A 23,491-nucleotide genomic window follows, 5' to 3' on the forward strand; every position below is an offset into this window, starting at 1 on the left:
GCGCGGCCTCGCCCAGGTAGTAGTGGAGCTGGATGCGACGCAGGCGTACGCCGTGGTCTGTTGCCTCCTCCTCGTCCGGGTTGGCGCCGAAGGTCGGGGCCTCGCCCGTGAGGTGGCGCGCCAGGGGGAGCGGCCAGTCCTCGCCGGGATGCGTGGCGGTGAAGGCCTTCAGCGCGGAGGCGTCCCGGGTGCCCGGCGCCGTGAGGTGACGGAGCAGATGGGCCATGGCGTCCTCCGGGTGCTTCTCCACCAACGTGTCGAGCGCCGTGGTCGCGCGTGATGGGCCATCGGGCAACTCAGTGACTGCCGCGACGTAGATGCGGGTGGCGCCGATGGACGTGCCCTCTCGGGCGAGCGGCTCCAGGGTGTCCGCCGCGTCCTTCGCGCGGCCCAGGGCGAGCAGGGCGCGGCCGAGGAGCAGGCGGGACTCGAGGTCTCTCGGCATGCGCTCGACGATGGGCGCGAGCAGGTCCACCACCGCCTGGGGCTTGCCTTGCAGCAGCAGTCCCCGGGCGAGCCCGACGCTGTAGAAGGCTTCCTTGATGTCGGAGCTCGGCGTGGCCGCGTGGTCCTTGCGCCAGGCGAGGACGCTGTCGAGCGCGGCCCGGTAGCCCTTCTCCGTCAGCGCGCCGTCCCGCAGGAGCCGACCCAGCATGCCCCAGCGTCGCTGGATGATGTCCATGTTCCAGTCGACCCAGTCCTTGGGCTGCTTCACGACGAGCGCGTCCAGCACGGCGCGCGTGTTCGCCGGCTGGTCGAGCATCATCATCGGTAGCAGGGTCTCCTGGAGCACCGCCTGCGAGAGGCGCAGGGCGTCCAGTGACAGGGCCTCGGGTCGCTTCGCGTCGCCGGCGGCGTACTCCATGGGCCAGAACGACGAGGGCAGGGACAGCAGCGTCTCGAAGGCGCTCAGCTTCACCGTGAGCTTGCCCGCGTCCACCGTGGCGTCACCCCAGAGCAGCAGGTTCACCTTCGCCTCGCGGGCGAGCCCGGGCGCCTGTTCGAGCGAGGCCGGCACCGCCACGGTGGGGCGCACCACGTCGATGGGCGTGTTCCGGCTCAGCTCGGTCAGCGCGGTGAGGAGTCGTGCTTCCTGGGCTCGGGCCTCCTCGGCCGCCTCGGGGGTGGTGGGGCGCAGGGAGAGGAAGCCGACGACGTAGCGAGGCTCGCTCGGCTTGGACGCGGGGAGGGGGTTGGGCGACGTGGCGCAGGCGGTGACGAGGACCGCCAGCGCGAGGACTCGGAGTGGGGAGGGGAGGTTCATGTCGGGACGCAGGCGGCGGGATGGATGGCGAAGACCGGGGAAGGGCAGCGCCGACGCCTGCTCGGGGACTCATGCGCCGTGCTCGGAGCGCACGGTGTGAGGGACGGTAGCATGATGAGGACGACGGCCCGGTCGTGAGGTGCGGGTCGTCCCCGTGGGCCGAGGAACAGCGCGTGGTCGACGGTGAGGTGTCAGTCGCGCACGAGCAGCGCGCCTCCCGGACCGAAGCCGAGGGTGAGGCACAGGATGCGACGATGACGCGCGAGACGGGCGTCGCCGCGCGCGGCCTCCGCCGCGAGCTCCGCGTCGTTGAGCACGAGCACCTCTCCGCTTCCTGGCAGTCGCGCCTCCGCCAGGATGTCGGCCACGAGCGTCGCGTGTCCCTCCCAGCCGTAGGTGCAGCCGCCCGGAACGAGTCCCTCATCGAGAGGACACGGGAGCGCGAGGCACAGTGCGTCCAGGGAGGCGTCTGGGGCCAGGGCGCGCAGCGCTCCCGCGAGGAAGCGCACCGCCGCGATGATGTGGTGCCCATCCTCGGGGCGAGGCATGCCGATGAAGAGCCGAGGCAGCATCGTGGTGTCCCGCTCGAAGACCTGGAGGGTCTGGGGGCTCGCGCACTTGAGGCTCGTCTGGCCCACGTCGAGGCACAGCGCTTCGTGTGCGGAGCCTGAGGACGTCAGCAACCCGAGGCCCGCATGCACGGGTGCGAAGCGCGGGGACTCGGCGAGGACCACGGGACGGCCGAGCTTCGTCGTCGCGGCCGTGAGGGCCTGCTCGAAACCCTGGAGGCACGCGAGTCCGCCACCGAGCCACACCGCGTCCAATGTGTGCTGATGGACCAGGGACTCCAGCGCGCTCGCGAGCGCGGGCATCAGGCACGTCGCGAGCGCGTGCTCGGGGACTTTGGCGCGCCGGTCCGCCTCGACACGCGGGGTGCTGAGCAGCTCCCACAGTTCGTGGCCGAGCACCGGGAGGTTCCACACCTCCAGCGGAGTCACTCCGGGGGCGTGATATCGGCGTGGGCGCCAACCTTGCTTCGGTGCGCTCATGCGACGAGGGCGGCGATGCGCTCGGCGGCTTCCTTCGCGCCGTCGCGCGCCTGGTAGGCCTTGGAGATGGCGGACACCTTCGCGCGCAGGGGCGTCCCCTCATCGAGGAGCTGACGGAGCGCGGCGCGGCAATCCTCCACGCTCAAGGTGTCGGGCGACAGCGCGAGGCCCGCGCCAGACTTCTGGAGGAAGTGGGCCTGGATGGGCTGGTCATTGCAGACAGGCAGCAGCAACAGGGGCACGCCCGCGGTGAGCGCTTCCATCACGGAGTTCGCGCCGCCGTGCGAGACGAAGGCGGAGGCGCGTGGGAGGAGCTGACGTTGAGGCGTGTAGGGCACCGCCACCACGTCACCGGGCAGCGAGCGCGCGAAGTCCGTGTCGGCCAGCTCTCCGGCGCTGAGGACCAGGGTGACGCCGAGGGGCGCGGCGGCCTCGGCGATGGTGCGGAACAACGTGGGCTGCCACGAAATCTGGCTGCCGAAGGACACGTACACCACGGGCCTCGTGCCCAATCGCTCCCAGGGGAAGTCCACCTCGTCGCCTCGGGGCTCGGGTGGAATCGACGGGCCGACCAGCTGTGTGGCCGGGGGCAGACCCGCGTCGGGTCCCAGGAAGTCCTCGGTGGCGAAGATGATGTTGAGGCGCGGCGAGAGACACTCGCAGTTGCGGAAGCGTGCGTCGAAGCCGTGCTGGGCGAAGAGCGCGGCGCGCTCGGACGCGAGGGCTCGCACGTTGCGGCGCAGCCCATAGTCCTCCATGGGTTCGAGCAGGGAGAGGGCGGAGGAGACTCCGGCCCAGGGAATGCCTTCGCGATGCGCGGCGAGCACCGCCGCGTACTGCATTCCATCGAGGGCCATGACGTCCGGACGGAAGGCCCGGACGACGGCGCTCACGGGCTCGAGCAGCGTGGGCACCGCGTCCAGCAGCAGTCCGCGAATCCACCTCCCGAGCGTGGCTTCGTCGCGCACCAGTCGCGCCAGGGCCTCGCCTCCGGTCTCGATGCCGGGGGCTTCGTGCGCGGCGGCGGGAAGGTGGAGCACCTCCACGCCGAGCGTGGAGAGCTGGGGTGACGGCTCGGGGATGCAGAGCCATCCCACGGTGTGTCCCAGGCGGCGCAGCCACTGCGCGACGCCCATCATCGGGTTGATGTGGCCCTTCTCGGGGGAGGTGGCGATCAGGATTCGGGACATGGGCGGAGTCGCACGGCGTGCGCGTGGAGCATGGCGAGGGAGCACAGGCGCATCAACAGGCGGTCCACGACGCTCGCCTCCGGCGCCTCGGGTTCCAGGCGGATGTAGCGCTCCAGGAGCGAGAGCGGAGCCCCCGGGAGGATGACTCCGAGGGGCTCCATGTGCGCGGGGGACAGCCACTCACGATAGAGCTCGAGCCAGCGCGCTCGCACGGGGCTGGAGAGGGCGGTGTGTCCGTAGCGGGGCGTCTTGCGAGCGAGGCGGACTTCATCGGGGACGAGCCCACGGACCGCGTGACGGAAGAGCCACTTGCCCACACCCTCTCGCCGGAGTGAGGACTCGGGGAGCGCGAGCGCCACGTCCGCGCATCGCGTGTCGAGATAGGGCGTGTGCACGGTGATGCCGTGGGCCCGGGCACCGCGCAGCTCGGGGGGCAACACCAGCTCACGGAGGACCCAGGCCGCGTAACGGACCTCTTCGGAGGCGGAGGTTTCCGTGACGGACCAGGGTGCCGTCCCCAAGTTGTCCACAGCGCCGCGACGCCTCGTTCCCGTGTGTCGACCGTCTTCCTGGGCACGAGCCGGAGGCGGGGAGAACACGCGGGGGCTGTCCTTCTGTGATTCGTCGTCGGTTCGGGGGCGGCGATGTTCTTCCACTCCGCCAGGCGGGGCCGCGCGAAGGCTGCTCATCTGTGACTTATCCACAGAGGCGCGAACGAGCCGTCGGTCCTCCGCTACGCTGGCCGCACCAGGCGCGGGCGCGCGCGAGTTGCCCGTCCGCAAGTTGTCCACAGAGGGGCGAAGCACCGTTTGAACGAGTCGTCGGTCCTCCTCGATGCGCGCCATGGCCGCCGGGAGCGCGCTGGGATTGCCCATCAGCACCTCGTCCGCGCCGGCGCCACTCAGCATCACCGAGGCGCCGTGTCGTCGCGCCTCCGCGTAGAACGCGAAGCTCGCGATGGCTCGGGCGTTGAGGATGGGGCTCTCAGTGGCGAGGACGGCTTGCTCGAACAACTCGGGCAGCACGGCGTCCGGGATGGGCACGTCCACATGCTCCACTCCCGCGAGCCGAGCCACCGTGCGCGCGTTGCGGCGCTCCGTCTCATCGGCGAAGTGGACGTCCATGCTCCAGGCGCGAACCTGGCCCGGCGCGAGGCGTGCCGCGAGCATGCACAGCACCGCGCTGTCCACGCCGCCGCTCAGGCTGACGTCCCGTGCCCCTTCATCCAGCCTCGCGGAGACGGCATCGGAGCAGGCGGACAGGAGCTCCTGGGCGAGCGCAGCGTCGCCGTGAGCAACGGCCTGTCCGTCCTCATGTTGGTGGGCCGTGTGGTGCGCGGCGATGCAGGCCTGTCCGCCTTCATGTCGCCGGACCTCACGATTCGTAGCGATGAGCGTCTGTCCGTCCAGTGGGTGGGCCGCGAGATGCGTGGTGATGAGAGCGTGTCCCTCCTCAGGGTGGGCCTCGCGATGCGTGGTGACGCGGGCCTGTCCCTCCTCAGGGTGGGCCGCGCGATGCGTGGTGATGAGAGCGTGTCCCTCCTCAGGGTGGGCCGCGCGATGCGTGGTGATGAGAGCGTGTCCCTCCTCAGGGTGGGCCGCGCGATGCGTGGTGACGCGGGCCTGTCCCTCCTCAGGGTGGGCCGCGCGATGCGTGGTGATGAGAGCGTGTCCCTCCTCAGGCTGGTGGGCCGCGCGATGCGTGGTGATGAGAGCGTGTCCCTCCTCAGGCTGGTGGGCCGCGCGATGCGTGGTGATGCGAGCGTGCCCCTCCTCAGGGTGGGCCTCGCGATGCGTGGTGACGCGGGCCTGTCCCTCGCTTGCCGCGCGCTCCTCGTCCTCTTGTCGGTGATGACTCCGATGGACGCGTGGCAGGGGTGGAGCCACACGGTGGACCCCCTCGAACAGGCTCTGGTGCGGCATGAGCGCGTGGTTCAGGAACGCAGCGACGGCGGCGGGCTCCAGCCCTCCTTCGCCGCGCCGAGGCGCATCTTGGGTGCCCACCTCGGATTCCTGCCCTCCGAGCTCGTCACGAGGCTGGCCCGTGGCGTCCGCACGCCGCCGTGCGAGCAACCTCCACACGGACGCCTCCGTGCTCTCGGACATGGCCTGGTAGGAGGGCAGGATGGCGAGCGGGCCGCTCGGGTCGCCAGGGGACGCGGACACGCTGGGACTGTCGCAAGCCGCGGGCCTGGCCGGCAACCCCGCTATAGTCCCCTCCGTGCGTTACGAGCTGCACGACGGTCGAATCCTCACCTGGTCCCTGGAGACGCACGTCGTCACCCACTGCAACCTGCGCTGCGTGCAGTGCTGCCCCATGTCTCCGCACCTGCCCGCGTGGGCGGTGGACCCGGCCACCCTCGGCGCCGATCTCACCCGCCTCGCGCGAGTGCTCAAGCCCAACGTCTTCAAGCTCACCGGCGGCGAGCCCTTCCTCCACCCCGACCTCGCAGGTGTCCTCGACGCCGCGCGCGCCTCCGGCATCTCCGAGCAGCTCTCCGTCACCACCAACGGCTTGCTCGCCCAGAGCGCCCCGGACGCCGTCTACGAGCGCCTTGACCGGATGACCCTGTCCGTCTACTCCTCGGCCCCGCTCACGGACGCGTCCCTGGCCCGCATCACCGAGCGCTGCGAGCGTCACCGCGTCCACCTCACCGTGAAGCGCATCGACGCCTTCCAGCAAATCACCCCGGACGCACCCCTCGCGACCGACGCCGAGGTCCGCGAGGTCCACGCGCGCTGCTGGCTCAAGGTCCGCTGCCACCTGGTCCACCAGGGCCGCTTCTACTCGTGCACCCGTCCGCCCCACGTGGCCACCGTGCTCGGCCCCGCGTATCCGCAGATGCCCGCGCTCGACGAGGTGGACGGCGTGCGCCTGGACTCCCCGGACCTGCTGGAGCGCATGCTCGGCCTGCTGGAGCGGGACACGCCCCTGGCCACCTGTCGCTACTGCCTGGGCGCCAGCGGCCCGTGGATGCCCCACGCGCAGCTTCCTCGCGCGAGGCCCACGGGCGCCCCGGCCTGAGGCTACTTGCCGGACTTCGGCAGCGTGCTCTGCATCGTCGTCGGGTAGCGCGCGCCCACGGCGACACCCGGAGGCGCGACGGCGTCGATGTCCTTCAAGTCCTTCTCCGAGAGCTTCACCGCGAGCGCCCCCAGGTTCTCGTCCAGGTACTTGCGGCGCTTGGTGCCCGGGATGGGGACCAGGTCCTGCCCCTGGGCCAGCACCCACGCGAGCGCGAGCTGTGCCGGTGAGCACCCCTTCTGCTTCGCCAGCGCCTCCACCTTCGTCACCAGCTCCAGGTTGCGCGTGAAGTTCTCTCCCTGGAAGCGCGGCGAGTTGCGGCGGTAGTCATCCGCGGCCAGGTCCTCGAAGCGCTTGAGCTGCCCCGTGAGGAAGCCGCGCCCCAGCGGGCTGTACGGCACGAAGCCGATGCCCAGCTCGCGGCACGCCCGCAGCACGCCGTCCTCCGGCTCGCGGCTCCACAGCGAGTACTCGCTCTGCAGCGCGGTGATGGGGTGCACCTTCGACGCGCGCCGCAGCGTGTCCGCGTCCACCTCCGACAGGCCCAGGTGCCGCACCTTGCCCTCGCGCACCAGCTGCGCCATCGCGCCCACCGTGTCCTCGATGGGCGTCGTCGCGTCCAGGCGGTGCAGGTAGTACAGGTCGATGACCTCCACGCCCAGCCGGCGCAGGCTGGCCTCGCACGCCTGCTTCACGTACTCGGGCTTGCCGTTGATGCCGCGGGCCTGGGGATTGTTCGGGTCGCGGACGATGCCGAACTTGGTGGCCAGCACCACCTTCGCGCGGTGGGGCTTGAGCACCCGGCCCACCAGCTCCTCGTTGCTGCCGGAGCCGTACATGTCCGCGGTGTCGAAGAAGGTGACGCCCTGGTCCAGCGCGTGCAGCAGCGTGGCCTCCGACTCCGCGTCGTCCCGGCCCGCGTAGAAGTCCGACATCCCCATGCAGCCCAGGCCCAGGGCCGACACCTTCAGGCCCTGCTTGCCGAGTGTCCGTGTCTCCATGTCGACATCCCTCCCGCCAGCGCGGCGTCCCGTTACACCTGAGGGGGCCTTTACTGCGGCTGGGACGCCGACACGTCAACAGGAACGACACGCTCCCGCGGCAGGTCCACGGTGAAGATGGAGCCTCGGCCCTGCTCGCTCTCCACGCGCACCCGTCCCCCCATGGCCTCCACCAGCGTCCGCGTGATGTAGAGCCCCAGCCCCAGGCCTCCGTAGTGCCGCTCCGACACGGCGCGCTCGAAGCGGCCGAACAGCCGGGGCAGGTGCTCGGGCGCGATGCCGATGCCCTGGTCGCGCACCTTGAGGCGCGCGCGGCTGGGGCCCTGTTCCAGACTCAACACGATGGGCTTGCCCGCGCCGTACTTCACCGCGTTGTCGATGAGGTTGGTGACCACCTGCTCCAGCCGCAGCCGGTCCCAGCGGCCCACGAGCCCCGCCTCGCCGCCCTCCACCTGGAGCGAGGAGCCGGACCTGGCCGCGTGGGCCTCGTACCGTGACGCCACCTCGTGGATGAGCGCGCTCAGGTCCACGTCCTCCAGCTCCAGCGCCAGCCTGCCCGCGGCGATGCGCGACACGTCGAGCAAGTCGCCCACCAGCTCCGCCAGCTTCTTCACCTGCCGGGCCCCGGTGTCCACGTAGCCCTTAACCACGGCGTAGGGGATGTTGTCCGGGTGTCGCTCCAGCTCGCGCGAGAGCGCCTGGAGCTTGAGGCTCAGCGGCGTCAGCGGCGTCTTCAGCTCGTGGCTCGCGATGGAGAGGAACTCGTCGCGCAGGCGGATGGCCTCCTGGGCCTCGCGGTACAGCCGCGCGTTCTCCATGGAGAGCGCCGCGCGGTAGGCCAGCTCCAGCCCGAAGGCGAGGTCCGCCTGCGTGTAGCGACGGTTGGAGAACGAGGTGAAGAAGCTGAACACGCCCATGGTGTGGCCACGCACCACCAGCGGCACGGCGATGAACGAGCGCAGCCCCGTGGCCAGCATCACCCGGGCGTGGTTCTCGTTGTGCGCGCTGCGCTTGATGTGCGCGGGCGTCATCTCCTCCAGGAGGATGGCCTCGCCTCGCAGCAGCGCGGCGGTGGGCGGGTGGCGCGGGTTGCCCTCGGGCATGAGGTTGAAGTGGAGGACCTCCGCGGCGACGGGGGCGTCCTCGGGCCGGGCGTGGGCGACCTCCAGGCGGCGGAAGGTGCCGTCGGGCTGGGCCAGGTCCACGAAGCACCAGTCCGCGAGCGCGGGCACCACCAGCCGCGCCAGGTTGCGCATGGTGCCCTCGTAGTCGAGCGACGAGGCGAGCACGGTGCTGACCTCGGCGAGCACGCGGGTGCGGAACTCGGCCTGGCGCAGCTCGGTGGCCAGGGCCTCGGCGCGCTGGCGGGCGTGCACCAGGTCGGTGACGTCGAAGCCGAAGCCGGCGATGCCGTCCACCTGGCCCTGGGCATCGCGCGTGGGCTGGTAGACGAGGTTGTGGAAGGTCTCCTTCTCCATGCCGTCGGCCTGGAGGAAGCGCAGCGGGACGGCGCCGCTCACGAAGGGCTCGCCCGTGGCGTAGACGCGGTCCAGCACGTCGCGCGCGTCCTCCTCGCCCACCTTCACCACGCCCTCCTGGAAGGGCTTGCCCAGGGTGTCGCGGTTCTTGAGCATCGAGCTGTTGCGGGCGTTGGAGAAGTCGAAGTCGTGCGAGGCGCCGCGCAGGAAGAAGATCTGCGCGGGGGCCTGCATGAAGATGGTGTGCAGGCGTGTCCTGGCGGCCTCGGACGCGGCGCGGGCCTGGTGCTCGCGCTCGAGCAGGCTGGCGCGCTCCTCCAGCGCGCGGCTGAGCGACACGTTGAGCTTGGTGATGAAGATGGCGAGCAGGGCGAAGATGCCCAGGGCGAGCACGTCCGCGGAGCGCATCTGGAGGGTGAGCCGTGGCGGCAGGAAGAAGTGGTCCACGGCGATGAGCGACAGCGTCGTCACCAGGAGCGAGGGGCCCCAGCCGCCCCACCAGCCGGCGACCATGACGGCGCCGTAGAAGAAGAGGAAGGGGCTGTTGGACATCAGCGGCCACAGCTCCCGCTGGAGCAGCAGCGCGAAGCAGAAGAAGAGCAGCGCGACGCCGTAGCGGCCGAGCCAGGAGCGCTGCAGCCAGCTCCAGGCCTTCCTGGGGTCGGGAGACAGGGGGGACAGGGCGCGCATGGCGCCGGACGGACGCGTGGGTTCCAGATGCGAGACGGGCGTGGGCAAGGCGAGAGGCCTCCTCACGACGGGGTGACACCGTGGGCGCTCGATGGGGAAGCGCTCGCGGTGAGAGGCAGGGCTCGCATGATGGTACGACTGGCGGGGTGTCCGCTCCCCCAGATGATGCAAGTGATTGAAGGAACACGCTCGGTGCTCCGCCGAGGTGCCTCCCGCACGAACGTGTTCAATGGACGGCGGCGCGCAAGTCACACGGGGCGCCGTTGACCCGGAGTTGTCTGACGCTGGCGATGAAGACTTTCAGGTGTGTTGTTTGTCTATGGCGCGGCGGCGCCTGAGTCAGAGAGGATTCATGGGGGCCTCCAGCATGGCGCGCATCCGACGAAGGTCCAGGTCGTCTGTCCTGTCCATGCGCTGGAAGGAGTCCTGGGGCAGGGTATGTACTGCCAGGTGGGTGGCGCGCCGCCAATGACCCTAGACCGCGTCGAACGCCGCTCCCGTGACGCGTGCGCGCTCCATCGCCACCTTGATGTCCTCGGAGACGATGAGCACTTCGGACCAGCCCCAGGGGCGGAACACCTTGACGCCGCCAACCTTCGTCGGGTCAATCCTCATCCCATGGACGCTCCGGTACATGCCGAGCTTGTCCGGGCGCTCATCCTCCTCCGTCCAGTACGACACCTCTCTGGAGGCCTTGTCGTCGATGCACCTGACCAGGGAGGTCGCCACGAGAATGAGGTACTGCTCGGGGCAACCCTCGATGTCCACGGGTATCAGTTGGACATCGGCGGAGGCCCGCTCCGCGAAGAGGGTGGCGACCCGAACGTGGACGACCGGAGTCATGGCCGCGCCCGCGGTGCTGAACTCCAGCCGCCTTCCGGCCTCGTCGATGGGAATCACCAGGCGCCCTGGGACGTGGGCAGGCCGTCCTGACGTGAACTCCTTCCAGTTCTCCAACGCGTTGCCCTGCTCGTCGAGCGGCTCGTCCAAGGACCATTGCCCGCTCAGCATCTGTGGCCTGAGTCGGAAGTACCGCGACGGATTCACCATGGTGGTCTACTCGAGGAATCTACTTGCTTCGCGTCAAGAGTCTGTGGAGCTCCGAGCCCGGGGTCTGAACTTCCTTGGCAAGGCGGCGCAGCTCGACCGTGAGGGCTTGTCGGCAAGCAACCACCGTGCGGCAGGTTCCCATCGCTCCTGAAAGGCGCACGAAAATCGTATCATGGTACTCCTGTGGATGCGGCCCTTTGTGCCCCCTGACCTCGACGATGTTCTCAGGGTCCTTCAGCTCCATCCCGGCCTTCTTGAAGAGCTTCCGGAATGCGGGTGTCCAGGGGCCACCTCTCGCCTTCGAGATGTCGTTCTTGTTCGTGGCGATGTGGTGGCGCTCTCCGACGTCGCTGCCCATGCCACGCCCCGCCATGGCGAGGGCATTGGGTGCGAGGGCGATGGTGAAGCCCTCCGCCGAGACAGCGACGCTCCGCACACCGCCCACCGCGGCGAACGAAATGCCCGCCTGAGACTCCACGGCAAGCGCGGCCTGGGCTGAGCCCGGCAGCCCTCCGGCCTTCGCCGCCAACCCCGCGGTATTGCCGACAGCGGCGGTGGCCAGCATCACGAAGACGCGTGCCGCGTTCTCCCCGAGCACCTCCCCATATGCCGCACTCGCCGCGCTGAGCTGCGCGTAGGTCGTGGCCCGCTCCACCTCACGCACCAAGGTCAACCACCCGTCCAGCAGGCGCCACACGGTGTCCACGCCCAAGTAGGCAATGGCCAGGGCTGTCAGCGTCGCGGCGGCTCCCTTTGAGAAGGGCTCGGGTAGTGCCCAGAGCATGAGGTACATCGTCGCGCCGGCCGTGACGGTGGACATGACCGCGACGGGGTCCGCCATGTCCTCCAGTGCTTCGGTGGTCTCATCCCAGACCGAGTCCATCGCGATGGCAAAAGCCCAGGTGAACTTGCCATCACTGGCCAGCAGAGGGCCCTCATCCAGCAAGCGCAAGCAGTCGCCGGGCGTGCTCTTTCGCTCGCACCACTGGCCATACGCGTGCGTCAACTCCTCGTCCGCGTAGGACTCCAACAGGTGGGGGCTGTCCTCCTCTCCACGCTGGAGCGTCAATCGAGGGGGACCGCTCTCATAACCATAGACCCCGCTGCGGGACGGAACGCCGAAGAGGGCTCGGGCCTGCTGCATGGGGTTTCGCGAGGGGCGCACGTCCCGCGCCAGCTCTGTGATGGCTTCTTCGTACTCGTCGTCGTCGAGCTCGGCTTCCTCCACCGCCGCGCCTGGCTCCTCGCGCGGAGTGATGACGAAGGAGTCACGTCCTGCCTCCAGCCGCACGATTCGCGTTGTCGAGCAGCCCGTGATGGCGGTCAGCGCGAGCAACAGCGCCGCCCATCGAAGAGACGCGCCGTGTTCCCTCGGCATGGAACTCCGCCACGACGATGGACTGGAGCGCCGAACAGACTGAGGCACGGATGGGTCATCGCGCTCCACCTCGCCATCCCAGGCTTGCTGCGTGGAAGGGTGGCTCGTGGTGGCGCAACCCAGCCAGGGCACAACCCACCTCAGCCAATGGGGTCGATGGAGGGGCATGGGCCACAACATCTAACAGCTCAGCCTGTCATGCGGGTGTGGCAGGTAGCCCCGCCCGGGGTGTCTGTTTTGACTGTCGTGCCGTGACGACTACGGAAGCCGCGAGCGGAAGGGCAGGGGCTTGGTGCCCGAGGACAGGGACTCGGCGCTCACTGCACGCACTTCAATCCGCGGGGTCTCGCGCCAGCCGAGGTTGCGCAGGGCGGCGGAGAGGCGCTCGCACAGCGCGGGCACGTCCTGCGCTCGCGCGTCGGCCAGCTCCAGCTCGAAGCGCGTGCCCTCCACCTGCGTCAGTCGGAAGGCGCGCAGCGCGTGGTGCTTGAACACCCACGCCAGCGCCCACGCGTCCACCCGCCGACCCGTGGGTGTCGTGAAGTGACAGGCACCCCGTCCTCCGAAGCCCTCCAGCGTCCATCCGTGGAAGCCGCAGGCACACGCGTCGCGCCGCACGGAGCCCGAGTCCCCGGGGCGATAGCGCAGCAGCGGCAACACGCTGGGCCGCAGCCGCGTCACGATGACCTCGTCCTTCCCCGGCTCCAGCCACACATCCGGCGCGAGGACGTGGAAGCGCCCCACGCCCCGCAGGCACTCCCACGCTATCGGACCTGTCTCCGTGGAGGCGTAGTAGTTGAGCACCGGTGCCGGCACCCCGCGCGCCAGCGCCTCGCGCGTGTCCTCGGGCAGGTGCTGCGCCGACGTGAGCACCAGCGCGGGCGTGGGCACCTCGCGCTGCTCCGCCAACCAACGCAATCCCTCCGGGTCCGAGAAGAGGACCGTCGGCCGCACCCGACACAGCCGCGCTCTCGCATCCTCCCGCAGCACCGAGATTCGATGCAGCGCCCCCTCCTCGAGGATGCGCAGCCGCACCGAGTACTCTAGCCCTCCAGGCAGCGCGTCGAGCAACACCACGCGCGGACGCGGCGGCAACACCGCGCCCGCACGCTCCAGCCAGAAGCGCAGCACCGCCCACATGTGCAGGCAGTCCCGCCTGTCCCGCACCACCTTCACCGGCTCGCCCGTGGAGCCGGAGCTGCGCACCACCACGCCCTCGTCCGCTGGCTCCAGCGGTCGCGGCACCTCGTCCCAGTGCCTGGCGAGCACCTCTCGCTCCAGCAGTGGGAAGTGCTCCAGGTCCGCGAGCGTCCGCAAATCACCCGGATGCAACCCCGCCTCCCGCAGTCGCCGCGTGTAGTACGGCGAGGCGAGCAGCGTGTCCCGCAGCGCACCCAGGCGCGACTCCAATGCCGCGCGGGCCTCGGCTTCATCCTCGAGCGACGCGAAGTGCGACAGCTCGCGGGCGATTGCCTTCGCCCAGGGCTCATGGGGCCGCTGAGAGGCGGTGTCCCGACGGATGTTCGCGCGAGGCGCCACGCGCGCGTCCGACGGGAGACCCAGCGTCACTCGCGCCACCCTCGCGCGTCCGTCGCCCGCTGGGCCGCCTCCTGGAGTTCCTTCGCGCGTCGGTCCGCTTCCTTCTTCCTCGCCTGCTCCGCCCGCTCCATCTCCCGGAGCGCGGTGCGGTAGTCGAGCTGGTTGCGCCGCGCGGCGGACTCCTTCGGCGACTCGTTCTTCACCTGCCCGTCCACCGCGTGCACCCACTTGCGCAGGAACTCCTCCTGGCGGAACGCGTTCGAGCGAATCATCTCCGCCGTCAGCGGCTCCACCTCCAGGAAGAACCCGCGCAGGAGCCTCGGCGTGTCGACGTTCTTGCGCAGCGACGCCACCGTGTCCGCCCGCAGCGAGGACGACGTCAGCGCGTACGCGAGCATCACCACCTGCTCCCGGAAGAGCGCCCCCTGCTTCGAGCGCCGCTCCAGGTCCTCCCAGTCCGCACGCGACGGCGGCCTCAGGCCCGCGAGCCGGAACGTGTCGCAGACGATGGCCATCGCCAGGTCGTGCGGATACGGCGACACGATGGGCGCCGCGGTGAGCTGCTTCTGGATGTCCTTGACGTCGAAGACCATCACTTCTCCAGCAGGGCCTGGGACAGGGCCGCGGCGGCCTGGCCGAAGTCCGACAGCCATTTCACCACCACCAGGCGGAAGTTGCGCTCCTTCAACACCGGCCCGAGCACCTGCCGCGCGCGCAGGTCCTCCCCCAACGCGAGGAACGCCACGAGCAGCCGCGAGCGCCTCGTCGCGCGGACCAGCGCCTCCATCGCTCCCTTCGCCGCCACGTTCGCCAGGAAGTCGCTGTCGGAGATGATGACCCGCAGCGCGTCCGGCTCCTCCTCGGACAGCGCGCTCAGGATGTCGAAGGGATACTGCGTCCCTCCGCCGATGTAGCCCAGGAGGAAGTCGCGCGCCCGCTCCTCGTCGTACATCCACGGCGAGACGACGGGCGCGTGGTGCGAGTAGATGACGCCGCGCACCTTCGCCTTCTTGCGCAGCGCGGAGGCGGACAGCACCTGCGCGGCCAGCGTCATCGCGTTGAGCTGCCGCGCGGGGTCGGGCATGGAGCCGCTGGTGTCCAGGTAGAGCTCCACCGACGGCACGCCGAGCTCGGACGGAGGCGGCACGTCGGCCTCCAGCTCGCGGCGCAGCGGCGACACCGCGGCCAGGTGTCCCTGCGTGAGCACCGTCAGCGTCCAGTCGATGGCGGACGGGTCGTCGCCATGCTCCCAGGCCTGGGGGGTGGTGCGCAGGTACGGCTCCGGTCGGGACGGCGCGGACGGCAGCTTCACCAGGTGCTGGTCGACGAGCCGCCGGTAGTGCCGCGCGACGAGCGCCTGGCGCAGCTTCCCATCCCCCACGCCCGGCAGGTGGTGGGTGATGCGGCGAATCTGGTCCAGCAGGTCCGGCTCCGTCGCGTCGGGCACCGCGTCGAGTCATCCGCGCTCGCGCGCCTCGTCGAGCACGTCCTCCCAGCGGCCTCCGCTCTGGAGCGCGGCGTCCCAGTCATCCACGTCCGGCTGCGACACGTCATCGCCCAGCGGCAGGACATAGGACAGCTCGTCGGGCTTGCCGAGGTAGCGGATGAAGGCGGCGCAGAAGTACAGGAACTGCAGCCGCGGGTTCGGTAGCGCGTAGAACGTCTGCGCGAACATCCGCGCCTCCGCGCGCAGGCCGGGGAACTGCGCCTCCATCGGTGCCATCGCGGCGGGGGGCACCAGGTCCCCGGGCTCGCGGCCCCACAGCTCCTCGTAGATGGCGAGGTAGAAGAAGAACAGCGGAGACGTCGGCGTGTCGCCGCGCGTGCGCTGGAAGCCCCGGTACACGCGGCACAGGTCCTCCGCGTGGGTGCGGCCCACCACCTCGTTCACCTGCAAATCGTAGAAGAGGTTGGTGAGCGACTGCTTCAGCCCGGGGACCAGCCGCTGCTCCACGACGCGCAGCTCCGCGTCCCAGCCGAGCGTGTGGGGGAACCTCGCGTGGTGGCCGATTTCATGCGCGAGCACCGCCAACAGACTGTCCGCCGCGCCCATGGATTGGAGCAGCTCGAAGTGCACGAAGACCTGTCGCCTGGCGAGGTCGATGTACGCGAGCGGCTCGTTCGCGTGGTCCGCGTCCGGCTGGAAGGGGACGTGGGGCTCCGGCGGGCTCAGCCGCACCTGCACGTCCCACAGCGCCAGCGCCTGACGCCAGCACTGCGCGATGTGCTCGGGCGTGAAGCGCGACGGGCTCATGCGGGCACGAGCACCAGCACGTGCTGCGACGTGTCCAGCGTGCCGGCGGCGCGCCAGTCGTTGGTGAGGGTGGCGTACCACGCGTCCACGCGCGGGTCGTTCCACGACACGGCGCCCAGGTGGGGCGTGTGCTGGTGCGTCACCTCGGGCGTCTCGCGGCAGCCCATGGCGCCGAGCGGAATCGGCGTGTCCGCGAGCAGCAGGCCCTGCGTCGCGGCCTCGCGTCCGGCCACCGCGTGACGGTGCCGGTCGTGCACGCACAGCACCGTGGGCGCGAGGAAGTGCATCGCGCCGGGGAGGAAGCGGCTGTCCTCGCGGGACAGGTCGACGAGGAAGGGCTGGGCCTTGTCGCCCAGCTTCGAGGCGGGAGGCTCCATCGCGAGCGCGGCCGTCTCGCGCAGGCGCTCCTCGATGCCCGCGAGCGAGCCGAGCCGCTGGCTCACGCGGTAGAAGATGCGCTGCACCCACGGCGGCGTGGACTCCAGGTTCTCCCCCACGTTCCAGAGCTGCGCGAGCACGCCGGCGCGCTCGGGGGCGGGGACGCCGGTGAGCAGGCGGGGCACCAGGTCGGACCACGCGAGGGTGAAGAAGTTCTGGCGTCCCGCGGTGGCGGGGTAGAGGTAGCCCAGGCCGATGGCCTCGGCGCCCAGGCGCAGGTAGGCGCGCAGGAGCTCCTCGGCTTCTTCCGGCGCGGTGCCGGACTGGGTGAGGGCGTCACCGAGCTTTCGCGCGGGGCCTTGAATCAGCTCGCGCCACAGGTCCGCGTCCCAGCGGACGTAGCGGGCGCGGGCGCTGGACTCGAGCTCGTCGGCGTAGCTGCTCACGGCCGACCTCCGCCGCCCGGGTTCTCCTTGAGCCACGTCGCGTAGTTCCGGTAGCGGCTGTACATGGACTTCAAGTGGATGAGGTCCTCGTAGATGGGACCGGAGAGCTCCTGCTTCGTGAGCAGCTCGTTCATCAGCGCGGTGACGGCGGTGAGGCGCTTCTCGGTGGTGCGCAGGTCGATGCCGGACAGGCCCTTGTCGAGCTGTTCGCGCAGCACGCCCACCTTGCGGCGGATGGGCTCGTGCTTCTCGTGGTGGCCCATGGCCATGTCGAACATGTGGCGGATCCACGCGACGCGGTCCTGGAGGAGGAGCTTGTGGCCCTTCACCTCGAAGAAGGCGCTGCGGGTGTTGGGGACCAGCTTCTCGTGCAGCACCCACGGGGCGATTTGACGGAAGTCCTCCAGCTCCACGACGGAGTGACCGCGGAAGAAGGCGAGCGCCTTCGCGTAGTGGAGGATGGTCTGGTAGGCGCGCACGCTGACGCCGTTCTCGGTCTGCGTGCAGAGGTGTACCTTCTTGTCGAGCGGGCACTGCTCGTTGCACACGGCGGACACGGTCTGCCCGGCGAGCTTGAGGGTGTCCTTGTGCTTGAACTCGAAGCGGGGGGACGCCATGCGGCAGAAGTCGAGCTGGCCGAGGAAGAAGGCCACGCGCTCCAGGACGTCTCGGGGGACCTCGACCTCGAGGATGGAGGTGTAGGCGCGCTCCAGCTCGCCGGGGGTGAAGACGATGTCCTTGGGGAGCAGCTCCTCGGGAGACTTGTCGGCTTCGATGCGCTGGAGGAGGGTGTCGATGAAGTTCGAGTTGAAGGGGACGGCGCGCACGACGACGTCGAGGCGGTCCTTGAGGGCCTCGATGACCTGGAAGGTGCCGCCGCCCTGGTCGTCATTGGCGGTGAGGAACCAGGACGAGCGGCCCGCGTAGACGTACTGGTCCATCATCTCCGCGTAGCCCTCGGCCATGAGGGAGAGCAGGGCGGACTGGGTCTTGGTGGGGATGCGGTTGTACTCGTCGATGATCTTGACGCGTTGGGTGATCCACTTGCGCCAGCTCACCTTGACGGCGGAGAGGTCCTCCGCCTTGAGCATGTCGGAGGGGAGGGGGGCGCCGAGCAGGTCGGCGATGGAGAGCTGGGGGTGGCCGCGTTGGATGGAGCGGTGGATGTCCTCGCGGGACATGCCGGAGAGCAGCGCCATGAGGACGGCGGAGGTGGTCTTTCCGCGGCCGGGTCCGCCGATGAGGAGGGCTCGGCGACAGGTGAAGAGGGTGAGCAGGGGGATGAGGACGAAGGAGCTGTAGCTCATGTCCTCGGGGAGGTGGAGCTCGTCCCCGGCGCTGCTCTTGAGGGCGGCGGAGCCGCCGAACTCGATGTCGTAGTAGGGGCAGATGACGGCGTTGTTGGTGATCCACCAGTACGCCTGCCGCATCTTGTCGTGGAGGCTGCCGCCGTCACGCTCGGAGAGGTGGACGTTGAGCCCCTTGTCCACCGACGCGCGCCCGGACAGCAGGCGCGACACCCAATCCTGGTTCGCCATTGCGGGTGGGAGCCTAGCATCGCTGGGGCGATTGGCTCACAGGGTGACAAGGCCCATTCGCGCGGCGCGGACGACGGCCTCGGTGCGTCGCTGGACACCCAGCTTGGCGAGCACCGCGTTCACGTGGAACTTGGCTGTGTGCTCGCTGATGCCGAGTCGGTCCGCGATGGCCTTGTTCGACAGGCCCTCCGCCAGCAACGCGAGCACCTCGCGCTCCCTCGGCGTGAGGGCATCAGGTCCCTGAGCGCTCGTGCTCACGGAGGCCGTGGTCCTCGTGCTGGCCCGCAGCTCCGAGAGCCCTGGGTCGAACACCGCGAGCCCCCGCGCCACCGCGTACAGCGCCGCCGTGAGCGGACCTGGGCTTACGTCGCGGAACAACAACCCCTTGGCTCCCGCGCCGAGTGCCAGCTCGCCCGCTGCGTCGTCCGCGACCAGCGCGAGCACGGGTGCTCCAAGGTCTGGTGCGTCCACTCGCGCCTCTGTGTCCACGAGGCGCAGGCCCGTGTCCCAGAGGACCACGTCAGGTGCTTCGCCCCGCGTGGTCTCCAGCTCCACCTGCGTGCCCGAGGCCAACAGTTGCAGCTCGCTCCCCTGGTCCCCGAGCACTCGTGAGAGCGCACCTCGAGCGAGCGGGTCCTCCGCGACCAACGCGAGACGCAAGGGTGAGAGGGGTGCATCCAGCACGGAACCTCTTCCATAACGGGGTGCTCCACGCGCCGCTCGCGTCGGAGCCGTGAGTGCTCACGGCTGAACGCGAAGGCGGTGGATTCACCGAGCCGGAAGAGGGCACGGACAGGGATTCACGGAGCCGGGGCAGTCTCACCTGGGGACGCCTGGAGTTTGTGTGTCGGCTCAGACTTCCTCGAACTTCGCCCCCGTGATTTTCGCGCGCTCCATGGCAACCTTGAGGTCCTCGGAGATGATGAGGGCGACCTCCCAGCCCCAGGTGCGGAAGACCTTCGCGCCGCCCACCTTCGTGCGGTCGATTCGCATCCCAAAGATGCCTTTGTACTGGCCGAGCTTCTCCGGCACGTCGTCCTCGGGCTCGTAGTATGTTACCTCTTCCGAGGCTTCGTCATCGATGCACCGGATCAGCTTCGTGGCGATGAGCAGAACGTGCTGATCCGGGCGGCCTTCGACATCGACGGGTATCAATTGTACATCGTCGGGTGCCAGCTCCGCGAAGAGGTTGGCCACCCTGGCGTGGACAACAGGCGCTCTACCGGCGCCGGCCGTACAGAAGTCCAACCATCTTCCGGGCTCCTCGAGAGGAAACTTCAGGCGCCCCGCAAGCTGGATGGGCCGCCCCTCGACGAACTGCCAGATCTCCTCGACCTCGGTGCCCGCTTCGTCCAGCGGGTCTCCAAGGAACCAGTTTCCAGCCTGCATGTCTTCTCTGAGCCTGAAGTATCGAGACGGGTTCGACATGGTGGACTTCCTAGAGTCCTCATGGGTCTTGAGTCAAAAGCCTGTGGATTTTGGTTCCTGGAGTCTGCGCTTCCCTGGCGAGAATGCGGAGCGCATCCGTCAGAGCTTTCCGGCAATCTTCCAACTTGCGGCACCTCCCCAAAGCCAGACTTAGGCGCTCTTCGACGTGCGCGTGATACTGCTGCGGGTGCGGTCCCTTGTGGCCCAGGACTTCGACAATATTCTCGGAGTCCTTCAACTGCATCCCTGCTCGTGCGAACAACTTCCTGAATACTGGCGTCCAGGGCCCGCCGCGCGCGGTGGAGACGTCGTTCTTGTTCGTGGCGATGTGATGACGCTCGCTGCGCCCTCTCCGGCTCGCCATGGCCACGGCGTTCGGCGCGAGCGCGATGGTGAAGCCCTCCGCCGTCAAGGCGACCGCGCTCACGCTGCCCACGGCCGTGTACTGGAAGCCCGCTTGGGACTCCACGGCCAGGGCCGCCTGGGCGGAGCCCGGCAACCCCACTGACTTCGCCGCGAGCCCCGCCGTGTTCCCGATGGCCACCGTGGCCAGCATCACGAAGACGCGCGCCGCGTTCTCCCCGAGCACCTCTCCGTACGCCTCGCCCGCCGCGTGGAGTTGCTCGACGCTCGTTGCCCGGTCCACCTGGCGCATCAGGGTCAACCACCCGTCCAGCATGCTCCACACCGTGTCCACGCCCAGGTAGGCGATGAGACAGGCTGTCAGGGTCGCCGCCACGCCTTTGCTCACCGGTTCGGGCAGCGACCACAAGAGCAGGTACATCGTCGCGGAGGCGGTGATGCCAGCGACGACGGCCTGGGGGTCCGTCATGTCCTCCAGGGCTTCGGCCGTCTCCTCCAACACCGAGTCCATGGCGATGGCCAGGGCCCAGGTGTACTTGCCGTCGCTGGCCAGCAGCGGGCCCTCGTCCAGCAGCCGCAAGCAGTCCCCAGGTCGGTCCTTCCGTTCACACCACTGGCCGTAGGCGCGCGTGAGTGCCTCGTCCGCGTAGTCCTCCAGCAGCCGGGGTCCGTTCGCGTCCCCTCCGCGCTGGGGGATGAGTCGCGCTGAACCACGCTCATACCCATACACTCCGCTCCGGGACGGAACGCCGAAGCGCTCCCGCGCGGCCTGCATGGGGTTGCGAGAGAGAGGAACATCTCGCGCCAGCTCCGTGAGGGCCTCCTCGAATTCGTCGTCTCCGAGTTCAGCCGCACTCACTTCCGCATCAGGCTCCTCGTGAGGGGTGACGAGGAAGGTGTCCTCCCCGGTCTCCAGCCGCACGACGCGACCCGTCGCGCACCCCGTAACGGCCATCGACAGGAGCAGCAACACCACCCAACGAAGCGTCATGGTAGTCCCCGGCAAGAGGCCCGCGGTGAGGCGGGCACACCCAGGCAGTACCAGACGACGCTGACAGACGACCCAGGGGCGTCCCAGGAATGACGCGCCTGATACTGTCCACCAGGAGGAGCCCGCGGCCATGTCGAAGCGTCTCTATCCCAGCATCCTGCTGGCCACCGCCCTGCTTGCCACGAGCTCCTACGCCGCGAGCCCGTTCCTCAAGCCCGGTGACGAAGTCGTCGACCACGTCCGCTCGCGCTTCTACGACGCGAAGCGCGGCGAGGCCTGGGCCACGAAGCATCAGGGCTATGGCGCCGCGGCCACGAGCGCGGACGACTTCGCCCGGCGCACCCAGGCCGCCCTCGCCGAGCTCAACGCCTCGCACACCGCCTTCTACCCGCGCGGCGCCACCGGCCACGCCGACCTCTCCGCCATCTTCCAGCGCCACCTCAAGCTCCCCAAGGTCGAGGCCCCCAGCATTGGCGCCGACATCCAGGAGACCCCACAAGGTTTCTTCGCCCGCCAGGTCTTCGCCCACGGCCCCGCCGCCAAGGCCGGCCTGCTGCGCGGAGACCGCCTCCTCTCCGTCGAAGGCAAACCCTTCACCTCCCTCGCCTCACTCACCCAGCGCGCCAACAAGCCCACGCGCTTCACCATCGAGCGCACCCTCGGCGCCGAACCCACCGTCCTCACCATCACCCCGCGCCTCGTGAACCCAAAGGCCGAGTGGCTCGACGCCCAGCACGCCAGCACCCGCGTCATCGACCACCAGGGCCGCCGCGTCGCCTACCAGCAGCTCTACTCGTGCGCCGGCCCCGAGCATCAACAGAAGCTCCAGGACGCCCTCTCCGACGACTTCGCCCAGGCCGACGCCGTCGTCATCGACTTCCGCGACGGCTGGGGCGGCTGCAATCCCACCTTCCTCAACCTCTTCAACCGCGCCGTCCCCCGCTTCGTCGGCATCGGCCGCGACGGCCGCCGCAACCCGTGGTCCGCCACCTGGCACAAACCCGTCGTCCTCCTCGTCAACGGCAACTCCCGCAGCGGGAAGGAGATCGTCGCCTTCACCATGAAACGGCTCGGGCTCGCCACCCTCGTGGGCCAGCACACCGCGGGCGCCGTGCTCGCCGGCACCCCACTGCGCCTGTCCACCGGTGACCTGCTCTACCTCGCTGTCGAGGCCGTCGAAGTCGAGGGCGTCCTGCTCGAGGGCGTCGGCGTCCCCGTGGACGTCGAGGTCCCCGACGCACTGCCCTATGCCTCCGGCAAGGACCCGCAGCTCGACAAGGCCCTCGACGTCGCCGCCGCGGCAGTCCCGTCACCCTGATGCAACAGTCTCAGTGTCTCCACGTGCCATACAGGTACGCGAGCCCCGCGGCCAATGCCAGCAACATGCCCAACAGGCTCCACGTCACGATGGAGCACCCCGGAGACGCCTGGGAGATGACCGGCAGCTTCTGCGTCTTCAGCTCGTCCACCAGCTGCGACAGCTGCCCCGTGTCGTAGGCCACCGGCTCGCCCGTGCTCAGCTTGCGCCCGAGCTCCACCAGCTCCCGCTCCGAGAAGAATCGCTCCGACAACCACAGGCTGCGCGCCTGGAGCATCCGGTCCGTGCCGCCGCGCGCCGGGTCCAGACCGCACCCGTCGCAGACGTCGAACGCGCCCTCCTTCGTTTCGCCGCAACCCACACAGACGGCCAGACCCATGCGCCCATCCTAACGCGCGCGCGCCACCTCTTGGGTCAGCTCAATGTGACACCGTGCCCCATCGCCCCTTCATCCAGGTGCAACCGCGAGCCCTCGTACCGGATGCCACTCCGGAACGGATGCCGCGCGATGAACAACGGCGTGTCCAGATCCGCGTACGTGAAGCCCCCCAGCCCCGCCGCCAGGTGCGCCGACGCGCTCATCGCCAGCACGCTCTCCACCATCCCTCCCACCATCAACTCCAGCCCCGCCGCCCGCGCCAGGCTCCACATCGTCAGCGCCTCCACCACCCCGCACTTCATCGTCTTGATGTTGATGCCGTGCGCCGCCCCCTCGCGGATGAGCCGCAGCACGTCCTTCGCCGAGCGCGCCGACTCGTCCGCGCACACCCGCACCTTCGAGCGCCTCGCCACCTCCGCCATCCCCGCCAGGTCCGACGCCGGCACCGGCTGCTCCAGCAACGCCAGCGGCACCCCCGCCCGCTCCAGCTCCTTCACGAACGCGAGCGCCTCCGCCACGTCGTAACCCCCGTTCGCATCCGCGAACAGCCGCGCCCGCGGCGCCACCTCGTGGATGGCCACCATCCGCGCCGCGTCCTGGTCCGGTGAGAGCGCGCCGACCTTCACCTTCAACGTCGTGATGCCTCGCTTCAAGATGGACCGCGCCGACTCGGCCGCGTGCGTGACGTCCCCCACCGTCACCGTCATGTCGATGTCCAGCGCCTGTCTCTTAT

General features: G+C 69.6%; 21 protein-coding genes. 2 read left to right on the forward strand and 19 right to left on the reverse strand.

From position 1 onward, the window contains the following. The 4 genes from FL311_RS24245 to FL311_RS45290 all read right to left on the reverse strand — a co-directional run. On the reverse strand, positions 1-1,264 hold a 1,264-nt coding region (locus tag FL311_RS24245), incomplete at its 3' end, for a tetratricopeptide repeat protein (RefSeq protein ID WP_141328383.1). 191 nt (positions 1,265-1,455) lie between these two features. Continuing rightward, positions 1,456-2,232 (reverse strand): ROK family protein, encoded by a 777-nt coding sequence (locus FL311_RS24250; RefSeq protein WP_228557035.1) that lies wholly within the window; start codon positions 2,230-2,232, stop codon positions 1,456-1,458. A 77-nt stretch (positions 2,233-2,309) separates the two neighbouring features. Beyond that, positions 2,310-3,503 (reverse strand): glycosyltransferase, encoded by a 1,194-nt coding sequence (locus FL311_RS24255; protein ID WP_141328387.1) that lies wholly within the window; start codon positions 3,501-3,503, stop codon positions 2,310-2,312. After that, a complete protein-coding gene (locus FL311_RS45290; protein WP_228557042.1) occupies positions 3,488-4,765 on the reverse strand; it encodes an asparagine synthase C-terminal domain-containing protein in 1,278 nt (425 codons plus the stop codon). The genes FL311_RS24255 and FL311_RS45290 overlap by 16 nt, the downstream gene beginning before the upstream one ends. A 958-nt stretch (positions 4,766-5,723) precedes the next feature. Here FL311_RS45290 and FL311_RS24265 point away from each other — a divergent pair. Then, on the forward strand, positions 5,724-6,527 hold the full coding sequence (locus FL311_RS24265) for a radical SAM protein (protein WP_141328415.1): 804 nt from the start codon (positions 5,724-5,726) through the stop codon (positions 6,525-6,527). A gap of 2 nt (positions 6,528-6,529) precedes the next feature. Here the strand turns inward: FL311_RS24265 and FL311_RS24270 are convergent, their stop codons facing one another. The 13 genes from FL311_RS24270 to FL311_RS24325 all read right to left on the reverse strand — a co-directional run bounded on the left by FL311_RS24270 (position 6,530) and on the right by FL311_RS24325 (position 21,061). After that, positions 6,530-7,528, reverse strand: coding sequence for an aldo/keto reductase (locus FL311_RS24270; protein ID WP_141328391.1), 999 nt, complete (start codon positions 7,526-7,528; stop codon positions 6,530-6,532). Between the two features lie 50 nt (positions 7,529-7,578). Beyond that, the gene (locus tag FL311_RS24275; RefSeq protein ID WP_228557037.1) at positions 7,579-9,744 is read right to left on the reverse strand and encodes an ATP-binding protein; all 2,166 of its coding nucleotides are present in this window, start codon (positions 9,742-9,744) and stop codon (positions 7,579-7,581) included. 426 nt (positions 9,745-10,170) lie between these two features. After that, positions 10,171-10,746, reverse strand: a complete 576-nt coding sequence (locus FL311_RS24280) for a DUF1629 domain-containing protein (protein ID WP_141328393.1) — start codon at positions 10,744-10,746, stop codon at positions 10,171-10,173. A 19-nt stretch (positions 10,747-10,765) separates the two neighbouring features. Then, positions 10,766-12,124 carry an AHH domain-containing protein gene (locus FL311_RS24285; RefSeq protein WP_141328395.1) on the reverse strand — a complete coding sequence of 453 codons (1,359 nt, stop codon included), beginning with the start codon at positions 12,122-12,124 and terminating at the stop codon, positions 10,766-10,768. Positions 12,125-12,382: 258 nt separating this feature from the next. Beyond that, positions 12,383-13,693 carry a phenylacetate--CoA ligase family protein gene (locus FL311_RS24290; RefSeq protein WP_228557038.1) on the reverse strand — a complete coding sequence of 437 codons (1,311 nt, stop codon included), beginning with the start codon at positions 13,691-13,693 and terminating at the stop codon, positions 12,383-12,385. Next, a complete protein-coding gene (locus tag FL311_RS24295) occupies positions 13,690-14,256 on the reverse strand; it encodes a hypothetical protein (RefSeq protein WP_141328399.1) in 567 nt (188 codons plus the stop codon). Before FL311_RS24295 ends, FL311_RS24290 begins: the two co-directional genes overlap by 4 nt. Further along, on the reverse strand, positions 14,256-15,110 hold the full coding sequence (locus FL311_RS45295) for a hypothetical protein (protein WP_228557039.1): 855 nt from the start codon (positions 15,108-15,110) through the stop codon (positions 14,256-14,258). Before FL311_RS45295 ends, FL311_RS24295 begins: the two co-directional genes overlap by 1 nt. A gap of 9 nt (positions 15,111-15,119) precedes the next feature. Next, positions 15,120-15,917 carry a M48 family metalloprotease gene (locus tag FL311_RS45300; protein ID WP_228557040.1) on the reverse strand — a complete coding sequence of 266 codons (798 nt, stop codon included), beginning with the start codon at positions 15,915-15,917 and terminating at the stop codon, positions 15,120-15,122. Beyond that, positions 15,914-16,741: a hypothetical protein gene (locus tag FL311_RS24305; protein WP_228557041.1), complete on the reverse strand. Its 828-nt coding sequence runs from the start codon at positions 16,739-16,741 to the stop codon at positions 15,914-15,916. The genes FL311_RS45300 and FL311_RS24305 overlap by 4 nt, the downstream gene beginning before the upstream one ends. Continuing rightward, positions 16,738-18,279 carry an AAA family ATPase gene (locus FL311_RS24310; protein ID WP_141328403.1) on the reverse strand — a complete coding sequence of 514 codons (1,542 nt, stop codon included), beginning with the start codon at positions 18,277-18,279 and terminating at the stop codon, positions 16,738-16,740. Before FL311_RS24310 ends, FL311_RS24305 begins: the two co-directional genes overlap by 4 nt. 36 nt (positions 18,280-18,315) lie before the next feature. After that, positions 18,316-18,963 carry a response regulator transcription factor gene (locus FL311_RS24315; protein WP_141328405.1) on the reverse strand — a complete coding sequence of 216 codons (648 nt, stop codon included), beginning with the start codon at positions 18,961-18,963 and terminating at the stop codon, positions 18,316-18,318. A 168-nt stretch (positions 18,964-19,131) separates the two neighbouring features. After that, a complete protein-coding gene (locus FL311_RS24320) occupies positions 19,132-19,707 on the reverse strand; it encodes a DUF1629 domain-containing protein (protein ID WP_141328407.1) in 576 nt (191 codons plus the stop codon). A 19-nt stretch (positions 19,708-19,726) separates the two neighbouring features. Further along, the gene (locus FL311_RS24325; RefSeq protein ID WP_141328409.1) at positions 19,727-21,061 is read right to left on the reverse strand and encodes an AHH domain-containing protein; all 1,335 of its coding nucleotides are present in this window, start codon (positions 21,059-21,061) and stop codon (positions 19,727-19,729) included. Between the two features lie 130 nt (positions 21,062-21,191). Here FL311_RS24325 and FL311_RS24330 point away from each other — a divergent pair, with 130 nt between their 5' ends. Then, positions 21,192-22,379 (forward strand): S41 family peptidase, encoded by a 1,188-nt coding sequence (locus tag FL311_RS24330; protein WP_141328411.1) that lies wholly within the window; start codon positions 21,192-21,194, stop codon positions 22,377-22,379. A gap of 10 nt (positions 22,380-22,389) precedes the next feature. Here FL311_RS24330 and FL311_RS24335 read toward each other — a convergent pair whose 3' ends face one another. Next, positions 22,390-22,758, reverse strand: a complete 369-nt coding sequence (locus tag FL311_RS24335; protein WP_141328413.1) for a hypothetical protein — start codon at positions 22,756-22,758, stop codon at positions 22,390-22,392. A gap of 35 nt (positions 22,759-22,793) precedes the next feature. Further along, a partial coding sequence (locus FL311_RS24340; protein WP_305036166.1) for a mandelate racemase/muconate lactonizing enzyme family protein occupies positions 22,794-23,491 on the reverse strand: 698 nt, incomplete at its 5' end.

Source organism: Myxococcus sp. AB025B (assembly GCF_006518215.1).
GTDB classification, from domain to species: Bacteria; Myxococcota; Myxococcia; order Myxococcales; family Myxococcaceae; genus Myxococcus; species Myxococcus fulvus.